Annotated in this window: 12 protein-coding genes; 5 read left to right on the top strand and 7 right to left on the bottom strand. The window is 58.6% G+C overall.

Going from position 1 to position 14,458, the window contains the following annotated elements; all coding sequences use genetic code 11:
* Window position 1: 1 nt before the first annotated feature.
* Window positions 2-298 carry a 50S ribosomal protein L28 gene (gene rpmB, locus F0155_RS08990; protein ID WP_150524157.1) on the bottom strand — a complete coding sequence of 99 codons (297 nt, stop codon included), beginning with the start codon at window positions 296-298 and terminating at the stop codon, window positions 2-4.
* A 332-nt stretch (window positions 299-630) separates the two neighbouring features.
* On the opposite strand from rpmB, the gene F0155_RS08985 reads away from it, so the two are divergent.
* The 3 genes from F0155_RS08985 (at window position 631) to F0155_RS08975 (ending at window position 4,156) form a co-directional block, all read left to right on the top strand.
* Window positions 631-1,464, top strand: coding sequence for a DUF3108 domain-containing protein (locus tag F0155_RS08985; protein WP_208999200.1), 834 nt, complete (start codon window positions 631-633; stop codon window positions 1,462-1,464).
* Between the two features lie 229 nt (window positions 1,465-1,693).
* Window positions 1,694-2,650, top strand: coding sequence for an acetyl-CoA carboxylase carboxyltransferase subunit alpha (locus F0155_RS08980; protein ID WP_150524156.1), 957 nt, complete (start codon window positions 1,694-1,696; stop codon window positions 2,648-2,650).
* A 279-nt stretch (window positions 2,651-2,929) separates the two neighbouring features.
* Window positions 2,930-4,156 carry a L,D-transpeptidase family protein gene (locus tag F0155_RS08975; RefSeq protein ID WP_208999199.1) on the top strand — a complete coding sequence of 409 codons (1,227 nt, stop codon included), beginning with the start codon at window positions 2,930-2,932 and terminating at the stop codon, window positions 4,154-4,156.
* A 27-nt stretch (window positions 4,157-4,183) separates the two neighbouring features.
* Here F0155_RS08975 and F0155_RS08970 read toward each other — a convergent pair whose 3' ends face one another.
* The 5 genes from F0155_RS08970 to F0155_RS08950 form a co-directional block, all read right to left on the bottom strand.
* The gene (locus F0155_RS08970; protein ID WP_192913787.1) at window positions 4,184-4,789 is read right to left on the bottom strand and encodes an HD domain-containing protein; all 606 of its coding nucleotides are present in this window, start codon (window positions 4,787-4,789) and stop codon (window positions 4,184-4,186) included.
* Between the two features lie 110 nt (window positions 4,790-4,899).
* Window positions 4,900-6,351 (bottom strand): indoleacetamide hydrolase, encoded by a 1,452-nt coding sequence (gene iaaH, locus F0155_RS08965; RefSeq protein ID WP_192913786.1) that lies wholly within the window; start codon window positions 6,349-6,351, stop codon window positions 4,900-4,902.
* 99 nt (window positions 6,352-6,450) lie between these two features.
* Window positions 6,451-7,224, bottom strand: coding sequence for a helix-turn-helix transcriptional regulator (locus F0155_RS08960; protein ID WP_150524154.1), 774 nt, complete (start codon window positions 7,222-7,224; stop codon window positions 6,451-6,453).
* Between the two features lie 79 nt (window positions 7,225-7,303).
* Entirely contained in the window at window positions 7,304-8,356 is a 1,053-nt protein-coding gene (locus tag F0155_RS08955; protein WP_150524153.1) for a MaoC family dehydratase, read from the bottom strand.
* Window positions 8,357-8,455: 99 nt separating this feature from the next.
* On the bottom strand, window positions 8,456-9,775 hold the full coding sequence (locus F0155_RS08950; RefSeq protein WP_150524152.1) for a serine hydroxymethyltransferase: 1,320 nt from the start codon (window positions 9,773-9,775) through the stop codon (window positions 8,456-8,458).
* Window positions 9,776-9,876: 101 nt separating this feature from the next.
* Here F0155_RS08950 and F0155_RS08945 point away from each other — a divergent pair, with 101 nt between their 5' ends.
* Window positions 9,877-10,776 carry a LysR family transcriptional regulator gene (locus F0155_RS08945; protein WP_150524151.1) on the top strand — a complete coding sequence of 300 codons (900 nt, stop codon included), beginning with the start codon at window positions 9,877-9,879 and terminating at the stop codon, window positions 10,774-10,776.
* Here the strand turns inward: F0155_RS08945 and F0155_RS08940 are convergent, their stop codons facing one another.
* Window positions 10,777-12,768, bottom strand: coding sequence for a protein meaA (locus F0155_RS08940; protein ID WP_150524150.1), 1,992 nt, complete (start codon window positions 12,766-12,768; stop codon window positions 10,777-10,779).
* Window positions 12,769-13,071: 303 nt separating this feature from the next.
* On the opposite strand from F0155_RS08940, the gene ccrA reads away from it, so the two are divergent.
* Window positions 13,072-14,367, top strand: coding sequence for a crotonyl-CoA carboxylase/reductase (gene ccrA, locus F0155_RS08935; RefSeq protein WP_150524149.1), 1,296 nt, complete (start codon window positions 13,072-13,074; stop codon window positions 14,365-14,367).
* Window positions 14,368-14,458: the final 91 nt, after the last annotated feature.

Here is a 14,458-nt window from a genome sequence, read left to right as displayed (position 1 = left end):
GTTAAGCAGCAGCGGCTTCCGCCTGCTTGCGCTTGATGGCAACCTTGATCTGACGTGCCTTGTCGGACAGGTCAGTGTCGGAAGCCTTCAAGAGATAGTTGTCGAGACCGCCACGGTGCTCAACGGAGCGCAGCGCATGGGCGCTGATGCGCAGCTTGACGGATTCGCCAAGTGTGTCGCTCAGAAGAGAAACGTTGCACAGGTTCGGAAGGAACCGGCGGCGGGTCTTGTTGTTTGCGTGAGAAACGTTATTGCCCGTCATCACGTCTTTGCCGGAGAGTTCGCAACGGCGTGCCATGAGTTCACCTTTATATTTTCGCGGCCGGTCCGTCGTTGGTCCCGGCTGGTTCAACCGGAAAGGCGCGGACGCGAAGGTCTCGCAACGGCATCTCCGGCTTGTCTCGGAAAAAGTTGTCCCGCTATAATGGGACCGGCGACGAAGGTCAAGACATCAGTTTCGATTCGGCGCAGCAGAATGATTTTCTTTCATCGCACAGGATTTCGTTAACCTTAATGTTACCATGAAAGCGAACAATTCGGGATTATTCGTTTCTGCAGATTCCCTTGGTGCGAAACCCATGCAGGCGAAGGTTTGACTGTCTTGCCGCGTTCGGCATTTCGGAGGTTCAGGTGTTTGCATTCTCCTCGGTTGGGCGACTTTTCGCTCTGTCACTTGCCGCAGCAACTGTCATTGTCTCTGCTCCAGCAGAAGCAAAACGCAGCAGTGTCGGTGGACGATATGACATTTCCATTGCGGGCCTGACCGTTGGTGAAGGCACGCTGTCACTCGTGCTTCAGGGAAATGCCTATTCAGCCAAGGTGGGCATGAAGCCGGCTGGCATTGGCACCTTGTTCTCCACCGGCAAGGGTGGGGCGGAAGCCTCCGGCTGGGTGGTCGGCTCGAAGGTCGTGCCGTCCAAATACCAGATGGCCTCCCACGCTGCGAACCGGGACTTCTTTGTCGGGCTCAATCAGGGCTCGGGTCATATCCGTTCTGCGGATGTGTCGCCCCAGTTCAAGCCGAACAAGGAGCGCATCGAGGTACGCCAGAAACACAAGCAGAATGCCGTCGATCCGCTCAGTGCGGCCCTTATGCCGATTGCAACATCCGGCAAGGCGCTCGGGCCTGAAGCCTGTGACCGCAAGCTGCCGATCTTTGATGGCTGGACCCGTTTCGACATCAAGCTCAGCTACCGCGAGATCAAGAATGTCTCCGGCAAGGGCTATGACGGACCTGTTGTCGTATGCAATGCCAAGTGGATTCCCGTTGCAGGTCATCGTCCGTCCAAGGATTCGGTCAAATACATGGCCAAGGCGCCGATGGAAGTCTGGCTGGCGCCGATGGGTGATGAAAACGTGCTGATCCCCTATCGCATGTCCATCGACACCAAGACCGGACGTCTGGTCGTCGAGGCGACAGCCCTTCAGATCAAGGGCGGCCTGCGCGACAGCGCCGAGCGATAAGCCAAAAACAGCCAGTGGGAGGCTTAAAGCCTTCCCGGCGATGCTGACTCCTTGAAATGCTTGCCATTTTGGACCTGTAGCCGAATTCGGCTGTTGCATTTGCGCCTTTGGGGACATACCTCAGGGCGCAACGTGCTCTTGCGTGGCGGCCCATGTCTTGTTAGAGCCCAAGCAATATCCGTTTTTATGCCTGCCTTATGCAGGCCAGATGGCCCAGGTACCTTAGTCCATGCACAGCTATTTGGAATTCGAAAAGCCGGTTGCCGATATCGAAGGCAAGATCCAGGAGCTTCGCGCTCTGGCTGCCGATGGTGAGGCGGTCAATGTCGAAGATGAGATCGACCGGTTGAAGAGCAAGTCCGCTGGCACGCTCAAGGACCTCTATGCAAAGCTGACGCCCTGGCAGAAGACGCTGGTGGCCCGCCACCCTGATCGCCCGCATGCAGCCAACTATGTGGCCGGACTAATCGAGGACTTTACGCCGCTGGCTGGAGACCGCAATTTTGCCGAAGACCATGCGATTATCGCCGGTCTCGGTCGCTTCCGCGGACAGTCGGTCGCCATTCTGGCGCAGGAAAAAGGCTCCGACACCCAGTCGCGGTTGAAGCACAATTTTGGCATGGCCCGCCCGGAAGGCTATCGCAAGGCCGTGCGTATCATGGACATGGCTGATCGGTTCGGCATTCCGGTCGTTTCTTTCGTGGACACGGCGGGTGCTTATCCGGGGATCGGCGCGGAAGAGCGCGGTCAGGCGGAAGCCATCGCCCGTTCCACAGACAAGGGACTTGGGCTTGGTGTTCCTTCCGTGTCTCTGGTCATTGGTGAAGGTGGGTCTGGTGGTGCGATTGCGGTTGCCACGTCCAGCCGTGTGCTGATGCTGGAACATGCGATCTATTCGGTTATTTCTCCCGAAGGAGCGGCCTCGATCCTCTGGCGCGACAGCGCCCGGGCGCAGGATGCTGCCACGGCCATGAAAATCACCGCGCAGGATCTCCTGCAGCTCGGCGTGATCGACAGCATTGTCAAGGAACCGGTAGGCGGTGCACATCGGGCGCCGGAAACGGTGATCAACAATGCGGGCTCGGCCATCGAAAAGGCATTGATGGAGCTGTCAGGTCTGACGCCGGATAAAATCCGCAAGCAGCGCCGCGAGAAGTTCATCTCCATCGGCCGCACGCTGTCCTGACAACAAACAGGCTGTTCGTTCTTTCTGCTGACCCGAAATTGCTCGGGTCAGTGTGTCTTGCCGTGCTTTTGTCGAAATTGCCCGTCATGGTGGCGATCGTCGGCGAATGACGTGAATGTTAGCGAAATTCGTCTGCCAAATTGCTTGTTTTAAGGTAACTTGCTGTCAACCATAACCCCGTAACGTACCCAATTGGCTAACCGGGTCAGGCTTTGCAATAAAGCCATCATTCCGGGTCGCTTTTGGTTTTCCGTTGCTGTGTTGAGTTCGGGAATGCGCATGACCGCCTGGCAAAATTCTTTAGGCACCTCCCTCCTTGAGCGCCTGTCCAGTGCCCGCAAGGTGGGCATCGTGGTAATGGCAGCTGCATTTTTGGCCGGGTGCCAGGCCGACGAATTGGGCTATGGTCCCAAAGCGCAACGCCCTGTCAGCGCGGAAGTGAAGCGCAAGATGACAGAGCTCAACATGAGCTCGACGTCGCCGATCATGGTGCGCATTTTCAAGCAGGAAAACGAACTGGAAGTCTGGAAACAGGCGCGCAACGGGCGGTACCAGTTGCTCGAAAAGTTCGAGATCTGCAAATGGTCCGGGGAGCTCGGCCCGAAATTCAAGGAAGGCGACCGTCAGGCCCCGGAAGGGTTCTACGAGATCACGCCCGGCCTGATGAACCCGAATTCCAATTATCACCTTGCCTTCAATCTTGGATATCCGAACCAGTTTGACCGCGCCCATGGTCGAACTGGTACGCATCTGATGGTTCATGGCGCATGTTCCTCGCGCGGTTGCTATGCGATGACCGATGCGCAGGTGCAGGACATCTACGCGTTGGCCCGCGACAGCTTCAAGGGTGGTCAACGCTCGTTTCAGGTTCAGGCCTTTCCGTTCCACATGACGCCGGAAAACATGGCCAAGTACCATGACAGCGAACACATGGACTTCTGGCGCATGCTCAAGGTCGGCTACGATCATTTCGAGCTGACCAAGGTTCCGCCGAAAGTGGATGTTTGCGAGAAGAAATACGTCTTCGACGCAACGCCGCTGGTGGAAGGGATTCCGTTCCGCGCAACCGCCAAATGCCCGGAATACAAGGTGCCGGACCGTGTTGCCCTGCTGATCGATCACAAGCAGCGCGAAGACGAGAAGAAATTCGAGACGATTGTCGCCAAGCTGGAAGCGCGCGAAGAGCGCCAGAAGCGCTGGGACGAGCGGCAGAAAGCGATCGCTGGTGTTCTGGGTGGTGGTCAGGCGCCTTCGGTTGATGTCGCCGGGTCTGCGCCTGCAAGCGAGCAGGTGGAACCTGTTGTAGCTGACGTAGCTGCGGCAACGGCTGCGCCCAAGGCACGGCCTGAGGGCGAAGTTGCAACCGCCTATGCGCCGTCTGACCAGTCAGGCGGAACGCCTGGGAACTTCCTGAAGCGCTGGTTGCCCTTTGGCGAAAAGACGACTGATGACACGACAACGGTCGGCCCTATAGAGACAAGCGCTGCTCCGGCTCCCAAGCCGTAACATCGGTTGGCCCCGGAATGTCCGGGGTCAGGCCGAAAGCGTCGGCAGTCCCTTCACAACACCTTCCTGAATGACGTCCGGGTCGTAGGCCTTGCGGGCGAAGACTTCGCGAACCATTGGCTCGAAGGTTTCAACCGGCTCGGTCGGATAGTCCGGGTCGAAGGATGACTGGTCCCACCGTTCGCAAAAATCCGCGCAGCTTTGGAAGCACGGATGATCCTTGAAGCGGTCGCGTGCGTTTTCGTCCCAGCCATAATGATGGGCGTAGTAGATCATCTGGAAGATGCCGTGATGCTCCACCACCCAGGCGACTTCGTCGCGAACGAAGGGTCGGATGACTTCTGCCGAAAATCGGTCGTGGTTCTGGGGGGCGAGGCCGTCGCCGATATCGTGCAGCAGAGCACCGACCACCCAATCGATATCCGCGCCTTCCCGCAGCGCTCTGGTGGCAGCCTGCAAACCGTGATCCATGCGGGTAATCTGATAGCCTGACAGGGAATCCTCTCCCTGTTTGCGAAGTTCGGCCAGAATGCGGTCAGCGGTGAGGGCGTGGTAGGGCCGTTCGGCTTCTGCCAGCAGGTCATAGTCGGCCTTGGTGCCATCCTTCATCCGGGTAAATGATACGCGGTCCATCTGCATCCCCCCATGCCTCATCGGTCTGCTCTAAGAGTGTTGCAGTCCACCTGACAAAGGGAAAGCCCCGAAACCGGGGCTTTCTGGCCAGAAACCGTCGCGATCACGTATCAGGGGGCAGGTGTTGGTGGGAGCAGCGCCTCTACCGCAAGCCCGAGAGCCAGCAGATGCCTGTCCGAAAAGGCCGGGCCATCAAGCTCCAGCCCGACGGGCAGACCGTCGCTTGTCAGTCCGACGGGGATCGAGAGACCGGGGAGGCCGGCGTTGGATCCGGGGTCCGTATTCCGGATGAATGTCTGGAAGGTCGGGACCTTGGTGCCCTGCAACTTGACTTCCAGATCGGAGCCTGAGATGGGCTGCGCAGGAAGGGGGGTTGTCGGGAAGACAAGGGCATCCAGACGGTGGGCTGCAAATACTTCGGCATATCGCGCCTGCAGTTTGGGGCGAAGGTCGTCAATCACACTGCGATAGGCTGCTTCCGGCACGGCCTGATCTCCGAGAATCAGATTGTCGAAGACAAATTTCACGTCCGGGCTGGCGATCCCGGCGGCCAGTTGGTCGATCGTGAGGCCCGTCCCGTTTTCTTGAAGGAATTTTGCAATATCGTGTTTGGCTTCAAACAGGGCAATCGGGAAACCGATCTGGCTATTGAGGTCCTGAATGTCCGCAAGATCGAGCGGAACCAGGGTTGCGCCTGCCGCTTCCAGCTTTTCAAGCGCCGCTTTCATGAGGCGATCCGTCTCGCTATCCACATGGCCATTGAAGGCTGACGGGAGTCCAAGGCGAACCCCGGACAGATCGAGGGCTTTTAGGTCGGTTTCGCCATTCGTGATGATGCCGTCCATCAAGGCGATATCCTTCATGGTGCGGGCAAGCGGTCCGGCGGTGTCGCGCGTGTGGGAAATTGGAACAATCCCTGCCTGCGGATATCTGCCGACGGAAGGACGGAACCCATAGACGCCATTGAGCGCTGCAGGAATGCGAACCGACCCACCGGTATCTGTCCCCAATCCGACAGGTGCAAACCGGGCCCCGACGGCTGCACCGGTTCCACCGCTTGATCCGCCTGCGAAGCGATCTGATGCGTAGGCATTGGCAACTGGGCCATGGGCGGCGTTGTTGGATGTGATGCCAAAGGCCAGTTCATGCAGGTTGGTCTTGCCGAGAATGATCGCGCCTGCCTTGCGCAGCCGCTCCACCACTGGGGCATCCTTTGCGGGATGCCAATTGGCGAGAGCGGGCGTTCCGGCGGTGGTCGGCAGACCCTGAACGGCGATGTTGTCCTTCACGACGATGGGCACCCCGAACAAGGGGCCCTTTTCTGACGGCTCCTTCAGCGCTGCAGACTTGGCGCCATCTGCGTCCAGCGTGATGAACGCGTTGCCCGGATCATCGCCGATCCGCTCAAGCAGGGCGTCAACATATGTTTGCGGTGACAGTGTGCCGGATGCGATCTGCGCTGCGGCTTCGCTGGCGGTCAGGTCCTTCAGATTGTCGCCCGCGAGTGCTGGCAGGCTGCCAAGTGCCATTGCTCCAAGGGTCAAGATACTGCGAACTCCCATGATCATTCCTCCCGTCAAGATCGGAAGAGCATTGGAGCGAAGAATGCGCTGCAACGCGTCCTCATTTTTGAGGATGCGGGCGCGGATACCAGCCGTCGGTTAGTTGGGACGCGCGGCCATCAGCCTGGTTACCAGTGCGGTTCGATTGTTGACCCCGGCCTTTTGAAACAGCCGCTGGATATGGGTTCGCACGGTGGTGACCGAGACGCCAAGATGATCGGCAATGTCCTGATCTCGTCCGAAACGGGTCATGCAGGACAGAATTTCTGTCTCGCGAGGGGTCAATGACCATCCTTGGGCGACGCTCTCCAGCGTTTGAAGTGGATCGAGCTGACGGAGATTTTCCTCAAAGCGACGATGCTGGATCACGGCATTGGAGAAGGCGGTTCCTACCGCCTGAAGGATGTCCACGTCGCGTCGGTCGAAAGTGTCCTTGGCGCGGGAGCGCCAGACCCTCAGGTCTCCGACATGCACGGCGCCGTCATGGGCATGATAGTTCATGCCATGATGCAGACCGTCGCGCTGCAGGAAGTCGTTGTAGAACTCGGTTCTTTCAAGGTCAGACTGGTCGATGACCTCGTTGACATGGACGGCGTGCCGCCGCCTTGCCAGCTTTTGCGTGATCGGGTCGCGGTGCTGGAAATACGCTTCGTAGAGATCGAGATTGGCCGGGGTCATGTTGACCGAGGCCCGGTTTCCATAGCCGTGCCCGGGTGGGCCTGCGACGAAGGAGGCGAAGAAGTCCGCATTCAGCAGGCCGAGCAGACGTTCGCCCACGCGCTGTCTGAGCTCGTGGCTGTTCGAGAGCCTCGTCAGATCCTGCATGATACCGATAAGTTCGGACGTCTCACGTGCCGACAGGGTCGTCAGCATGTTCCCCTCCCAAGGATTTCTGCCGATCGGTCAAGTCTGACGCAGTTTCGGCAGAATTCCAAGCGGGCAATGAGAAGGGTTATTTTGCGATCAGCGCCCAGTAGTCGAAGTCGAGAATGACCCCGTCTTCATAGGTCTTTTCGTCTGCCTTGTAGGGGAAGTCCGCGCAGGGCCGGTCCTTGGTGGCGACAAGGCGAAGACGCAGCGCGCCAACATCCTCGCGGCCTTCGATTTCGGCTGTGTCGAGCACTTCGGACCAGGCGTAAATGGTGTCGCCTGCAAAAGCCGGGGCAACGTGGCGCCCGCCATTGATGCCGGCCATGTGAAAAGCATTGCCAAGACCGTTGAAGGAGAGGGCACGGGCCATGCTGATAATGTGCCCGCCATAGATCAGGCGACGGCCATGGCGACCGGAATTGGCGGAGAACTGGTCGAAATGCACCTTGGCCGTGTTCTGGTAGAGCCTGGTGGCCATCTGGTGTTCGGCCTCTTCCAGCGTCATTCCGTCGACATGGTCGATTTTCTCGCCGACCTGATAATCCTTGAAGCGGAAGGGCGAACCGGCAAGCTTGTCGTCCCAATGTTCCATGTCGAGCAGGGGAACGGCATTGCCGAGAGCGTTCGGGTCAATGGCGGCGGGAAGTTCGGGAACGACAGGTTTGCAAGCCGGATTGCTGGCATCAGCCTTGTTCACCATCACCCAGCGGACATAGTCCAGCACTTCGGTGCCATCGGACTTGTAGCCGGTGGAGCGGACATAGACGACGCCGGTCTTGCCGTTGGAATTTTCCTTCTTGCCGATGACTTCCGAAATAGCGGACAGGGTGTCGCCCGGATAGACCGGGGCAAGGAAACGCCCGCCTGCATATCCAAGATTGGCAACCGCATTCAGCGAGATGTCGGGGACAGTCTTGCCGAAGACGATGTGAAAGGTCAGCAGATCATCAATGGGGGCCTGTTCGTACCCCAGCGACCATGAGAAGGCGTCGGAGGACTGAACGGCAAAGCGGGAACCATAAAGGGCGGTGTAGAGGGCAACGTCACCATGGGTGACCGTCCGCGGTGTCGCGTGACGGATCACCTGTCCGATTTCAAAGTCCTCGAAATAGTTTCCCGGATTGGTCTTGGCCACGTGCTCACTCCCCGTCCACATGCATTTGACGGATTGATAATGCTTATCGCACTGCACAAAGCAAGTTCGTCCTTCGTCCGACCAGTCCGGAACCGGCAGTTAATCGAGAACGTAGTGCACCTTGTTGAAACGCTTGCGCAAGGTAGCTGTCTCTTCCGTAAGGTTTTCCGGGGTATCCCCGGTCAGGGCTCTGGCTAGAATGTCCGCGATCTGCGGAATATCTTCAACGCTCACGCCCCAGCGCACCATTTCCGGAGTGCCGATCCTGAGGCCGTTGAGGTCGCCATTGACCGGTGCAATCGGCAGGCCTATGCCGCAGGCAAGGAAACCGGCTTTTGCTATTTTCTTTGCCGCTGTCTGGCCGCCGCCAAAGCTGGCTGCCTCGATCGCAAACTGGTGGGAGAGGGTGTATCCGCGCGCCTTCGCGAAGATCGGGATGCCCGCTCTATCAAGCTGTCCGGCAAAGGCCTGAGATGTGGCCTGCATGGCCTTGGCATAGGCGTGGCCGAATTCGCGCCAGTCGAGCATCGTATAGGCGAGCGCTGCTGTCTTGCCCGGATCGAAATTTGCTGTCATGCCGGGAAAGGCGATCCGGTCGATCTTTTCGGCAAGATCTGCGTCATTCGTCACGATCAGGCCGCCAGCCGGGCCGCCAAGGCTCTTGTAGGTGCTCATGGTCATGATGTCGGCGCCGTTTTCCAGCGGGTTTGACCACAGGCTTCCGGCGATCATGCCGCATTGGTGCGCGGCATCAAACAGCACCCTTGCGCCAACCTCGTCGGCAATCGCCCTGATTTCCTTCACAGGATGTTCAAAGAGATTGAGGCTGCCGCCAATGGTGATCAGCTTCGGGTTTTCCTGTTTCGCCAGCGCCCGAAGGCCGTCGAGATCAACAGTGTAACCGTCGGCAGATACCGGTGCATGCTTGATGTTCAGGCCGTAAAGACCGGCACATCCCGCATCGTGATGGGTCACATGGCCGCCGATCGAGGCGGGCGGGGCGATAATGGTGTCACCGGGTTTGCAGATCGCCATGAAGGCAAAGAGATTGGCAATCGCACCCGATGGAACGCGAACTTCTGCGAAACGGGCGCGAAAGATCTCGGCGCTCAGTTCTGCTGCCAGAACCTCGATTTCCTCGATGGCTTCCAGACCCATCTCGTATTTGTCGCCGGGATAGCCGAGCGAGGCGCGCGACCCGAGGCCTTTTGCCTGAGCGGCTTCCGCCTTGGGGTTCATGACGTTGGAGGCAGGGTTCAAATTGAAGCAGCGTTCCTCATGAATGCGGCGGTTTTCCTCCACCAGGTCGTCCAGTCGGGCGCTGATGTCGCGCGACGGCTTCGTGGATTGTTGGGCAAGCGCCAGAATGTGGGTTTCACAATCAACAGGAACCCAGGGGCGGGGGTAGAGAGCATTCATGGGTGGTATCCTCCAACATTTGTGCTGAGCTAACCGGCAATTTCTCCTTGCTGCAAATCAGATTTACTGAATACTAGCCCTAGAAAAACTAGGTCTTTGCCATGGCTGTTGCTCCTCCCCGTCCCAAGGGACCACCGCTCAACGCGCTTAGGGCCTTTGAAGCTGCTGCCCGGCTCGGCAGTTTCACCTCGGCGGCGCAGGAGATGAATGTGTCAGCCGGGGCGATTGCCCAACACGTAAAGGCCGTGGAGGCCTGGGCGGGCGCTGCCCTCTTTGACCGTCACCCGCAAGGGGTCCGGCTGAACCGCTTGGGGCAACGTGTGCTTCCAGATTTTACCGAGGCCTTTGATCTTCTGGGAGAAGCTTCGCGAAAGCTGCGACTGGCGGCAGCTCCGGACAAGATCCGGATTGCGGCTCTCCCGAGCATTGCCCAGCTCTGGCTCTCTCCGCGCTTGCCGAAGATCCGCAAAGCGGTTCCCAGCGCTTCGATTTCTGTTTCCGCTCTGGAGCAGCCGCCAAATGTGGCGAGGGACCACTATGATATCTGCCTGTTCTATCTGGAGGCCGAGGAAGTCCTGGAAGATGGGGTGGTGCGGCTCTCTGACGATGTAATCTATCCCGTTGCAGCCCCGGAAGTGGCGCGCGAGATCGACAGTCTGGAAAAGCTTGCTGAAATTGCCTGCCTTGAGGACGCGACGTGGAACACGGATTGGGGTATCTGGCTTGCGTCAGCCGGGGCCGACAACTTCCCGATCCTCAAAGGGCCGGCATTTTCGCTCTATGCACTGGCCGTGGAGGAAACCCGAAACGGCGCAGGTGTCTTGATCGGCCACCATGACCTTATTACTGCAGATCTTGAGGCTGGCCGTCTGGTGCGGCTTTTTGAAACACGCGCCGACACCGGGCGTGTTCTGGGGTTGAAGGCTGCCCCCGGCGGGGACAGCCCGTATCTTCGGCAGGTCACCGACCTTCTGGTCGCCGAAATGACGCCTGAAAAATGATCAGGCGGCCTTTTCGGCGTGGGAGGAGACGATCCTCACAACGTCGGCCATGATTTCCGTCAGCTGGAAGTCCTTCGGCGTATAGACGGCAGCAACACCCATGGCCTTCAAAACGGCAGCATCCTCGTCGGGAATGATGCCGCCGACGATCACGGGAATATCGTCCGCCCCGGCAATGCGCAGGCGATCCATCACGTCGCGAACCAGCGCAAGGTGCGATCCGGAAAGAATAGACAGTCCAATGACATGCACATCTTCTTCCACAGCTGCATTCACAATTTGTGCAGGGGTGAGGCGGATGCCCTCATAGACCACTTCCATGCCGCAGTCTCGGGCGCGCACGGCGATCTGTTCAGCGCCGTTGGAATGGCCGTCGAGACCGGGTTTGCCGACAAGAAACTTCAGGCGGCGGCCAAGCTTGGCGGACGCCAGATCGACATCCTTGCGTACGGCTTCAAGGTCTCCGGCATCTTCGCGGGCAGCCTGCCCGACGCCCGTGGGTGCGCGATATTCGCCAAAGATGTCCCGCAGAACCTTACCCCACTCGCCTGTCGTGGCTCCGGCCTTGGCTGCGGCAATGGAGGGCTCCATGATGTTGCGGCCTTCCTGAGCAGCGGACCGCAGGTCTGCAAGCGCTGCATCGACAGCAGCCTGGTCGCGGCTGTCGCGCCAAGCTTTCACCTTTTCCACGGCTTCGGCTTCAACATGCTCTGGCACTGTCAAAATGCCGCCGTCTTCGCCGCCAGCCAGCGGTGAGGGCTCGCTTTCGGTCCACTTGTTCACGCCGACAACAATCTGTTCGCCAGCTTCAATCCCGGCAAGGCGAGCAGAGTTTGCTTCCACCAGCTTGCGCTTCATGTAGGAGGATTCGACGGCGGCAACCGCGCCGCCCATTTCATCTATCCGGGCCAGCTCTTCGCGTGCCTCGGCCTTCAGGGCCTCAACCTTGCGGGTGATTTCCGATGAGCCGTCGAAAATGTCTCCATATTCAAGAAGATCGGTTTCATAGGCGACGATCTGTTGCATGCGCAGGGACCATTGCTGGTCGAAGGGACGGGGCAGGCCGAGCGCTTCATTCCAGGCTGGCAGCTGTACGGCGCGTGCGCGGGCATTCTTGGACAGAACCACGGCCAGCATCTCGATCAGGATGCGGTAAACGTTGTTTTCCGGCTGCGGTTCGGTCAGTCCGAGGGAGTTCACCTGAACGCCATAGCGGAAGCGGCGGAACCGTTCGTCCTCGATGCCGTAGCGCTCACGGCAGATTTCGTCCCAAAGCTCGGTAAACGCGCGCATCTTGCATAGCTCGGTGACAAAGCGCATGCCAGCGTTGACGAAGAAGGAGATACGACCAACGGCCTTGGGGAAGTCCTCTGCCGGAATGGTGCCGCTGGCCTTCAGCGTATCCAGGATGGTGACAGCGGTCGCAAGGGCAAAGGAGAGTTCCTGAACCGGCGTCGCTCCAGCTTCCTGCAAATGGTAGGAACACACGTTCATCGGGTTCCATTTTGGCATGTTGGAATAGGTCCAGCCGATGATGTCGTTGGTCAGCTTCAGGGATTGTGCGGGCGGGAACACATAGGTGCCGCGCGACAGATATTCCTTGATGATGTCGTTCTGGGTTGTTCCCGACAGGAGCGAACGATCGGCGCCTTGCTCGTCGGCAGCTGCCACATAAAGGGCCAGAAGCCAGGGAGCCGTCGCGTTGATCGTCATCGACGTGTTCATGCGCTCAAGGGGGATTTCATTGAAAAGCGCCCGCATGTCGCCGAGATGGGAGACGGGAACTCCGACCTTGCCCACTTCGCCGCGCGCAAGCAGATCATCGGGATCATACCCGGTCTGGGTCGGCAGATCGAAGGCGACGGAGAGACCGGTTTGCCCCTTGGACAGGTTGGTCCGGTACAGTTTGTTGGATTCCTCGGCTGTGGAGTGTCCGGCATAAGTGCGGAAAATCCACGGACGATCGCGTTCACTTTTTTCCCGGTTCGTCATTCTCTCTCCTCCGTGGGCAATGCCGCCTATTCTGCTGCCTCGCCCAGAATTCCCCAGTCGGGTTCCAGTGCTATTCCTCGGGGTCAATTCTTGCCGGTTTGACGCCGACCTGAAAAGACCTTTTTATATGCAATGCAAAAATAAGCTTGGCGCGGAACGCAAGTTGAGCAATAGTCTAATATAAAGATGTGCAATTTTGAACAATAGTTGCGCAAAATCGGGTTTTCACTCAGATTGGCTTTGTGCACATGCGAAGCTGGCAGGGTGAAGGAAGCACACACGCTGGTCCATGAGGAGGCATTTATGACGGCTGCAGCCGAAGCAAATGATAACCAGACGCGGGGAGACGCTCCGGTGAAAGATTTGTACGAGATTGGCGAAATTCCGCCCCTCGGCCACGTGCCGAAAAACATGTACGCCTGGGCGATCCGCCGCGAGCGTCATGGGGCGCCGGAAGAGGCAATGCAGCTCGAGGTCGTTCCGACCTGGGAGCTGGACAGCAATGAAGTGCTGGTTCTCGTGATGGCTGCTGGTGTCAATTACAATGGCATCTGGGCTGGCCTCGGCGAACCAATCAGCCCGTTCGACGTTCACAAGGCCCCTTATCACATTGCTGGTTCGGATGCGTCAGGCATCGTCTGGGCTGTCGGTGACAAGGTGAAGCGCTGGAAGGTTGGTGACGAGGTTGTCATCCACTGTAACCAGGATGACGGGGACGACGAGGACTGCAACGGCGGTGACCCGATGTTCTCTCCCACCCAGCGTATCTGGGGCTATGAGACCCATGACGGTTCCTTTGCCCAGTTCACCCGCGTTCAGGCACAGCAGCTGATGCCGCGGCCGCAGCATCTGACCTGGGAAGAAAGCGCCTGCTACACACTGACACTGGCAACCGCCTACCGCATGCTCTTCGGCCATCATCCGCACGAGTTGAAGCCGGGTCAGAACGTGCTGGTCTGGGGTGCCTCCGGTGGCCTCGGGTCCTATGCGATCCAGCTGATCAATGCGGCAGGCGCAAATGCCATCGGCGTCATTTCCGATGAAGACAAGCGCGATTTTGTCATGGGGTTGGGCGCCAAGGGCGTAATCAACCGCAAGGACTTCAATTGCTGGGGCCAGCTGCCGAAGGTCAATTCTCCTGAATACAAGGAGTGGTTCAACGAGGTTCGCAAGTTCGGCAAGGCGATCTGGGAATTCACCGGCAAGGGCAACAATGTCGATATCGTGTTCGAGCATCCCGGCGAGGCAACTTTCCCGGTGTCCACCTTCGTCTGCAAGAAGGGCGGCATGGTCGTGATCTGTGCTGGCACGTCCGGCTTCAACTGCACCTTCGACGTTCGCTACATGTGGATGCACCAGAAGCGACTGCAGGGGTCTCACTTTGCCCATCTCAAGCAGGCATCGGCTGCCAACAAGCTGATGATCGAGCGGCGAATCGATCCCTATATGTCGGAAGTCTTTCCGTGGGACCAGATCCCGAAGGCGCATACCAAGATGTGGAAGAACCAGCATGCACCGGGCAACATGTCCGTGCTGGTCAGTGCGCCGACCACGGGTCTTCGGACGCTTGAGGATGTTCTGGAAGCGTCAAAGCGCTGAAAGACAGAGTTTTCTCCCCGAGGCTAGGCCTCACGTAGCCTGACTTGAAGACCCGCTTCGGCGGGTCTTTTTTTCTTCTTCTCTTTGGGGG

The organism is Roseibium sediminis (assembly GCF_008711325.1).
In the GTDB taxonomy this organism is placed as follows: domain Bacteria; phylum Pseudomonadota; class Alphaproteobacteria; order Rhizobiales; family Stappiaceae; genus Roseibium; species Roseibium sediminis.
Note: the sequence above shows the minus strand (reverse complement) of the source record. Positions and strands in the feature narration are given on the sequence as shown.

Excerpts from the sequence above, each read along its gene's own strand:
- rpmB (WP_150524157.1), bottom strand. The coding sequence starts at position 298 with ATGGCACGCCGTTGCGAACTCTCCGGCAAAGACGTGATGACGGGCAAT.
- F0155_RS08980 (WP_150524156.1), top strand. The coding sequence starts at position 1,694 with ATGCACAGCTATTTGGAATTCGAAAAGCCGGTTGCCGATATCGAAGGC.
- F0155_RS08975 (WP_208999199.1), top strand. The coding sequence starts at position 2,930 with ATGACCGCCTGGCAAAATTCTTTAGGCACCTCCCTCCTTGAGCGCCTG.
- F0155_RS08970 (WP_192913787.1), bottom strand. The coding sequence starts at position 4,789 with ATGGACCGCGTATCATTTACCCGGATGAAGGATGGCACCAAGGCCGAC.
- iaaH (WP_192913786.1), bottom strand. The coding sequence starts at position 6,351 with ATGGGAGTTCGCAGTATCTTGACCCTTGGAGCAATGGCACTTGGCAGC.
- F0155_RS08960 (WP_150524154.1), bottom strand. The coding sequence starts at position 7,224 with ATGCTGACGACCCTGTCGGCACGTGAGACGTCCGAACTTATCGGTATC.
- F0155_RS08950 (WP_150524152.1), bottom strand. The coding sequence starts at position 9,775 with ATGAATGCTCTCTACCCCCGCCCCTGGGTTCCTGTTGATTGTGAAACC.
- F0155_RS08945 (WP_150524151.1), top strand. The coding sequence starts at position 9,877 with ATGGCTGTTGCTCCTCCCCGTCCCAAGGGACCACCGCTCAACGCGCTT.
- F0155_RS08940 (WP_150524150.1), bottom strand. The coding sequence starts at position 12,768 with ATGACGAACCGGGAAAAAAGTGAACGCGATCGTCCGTGGATTTTCCGC.
- ccrA (WP_150524149.1), top strand. The coding sequence starts at position 13,072 with ATGACGGCTGCAGCCGAAGCAAATGATAACCAGACGCGGGGAGACGCT.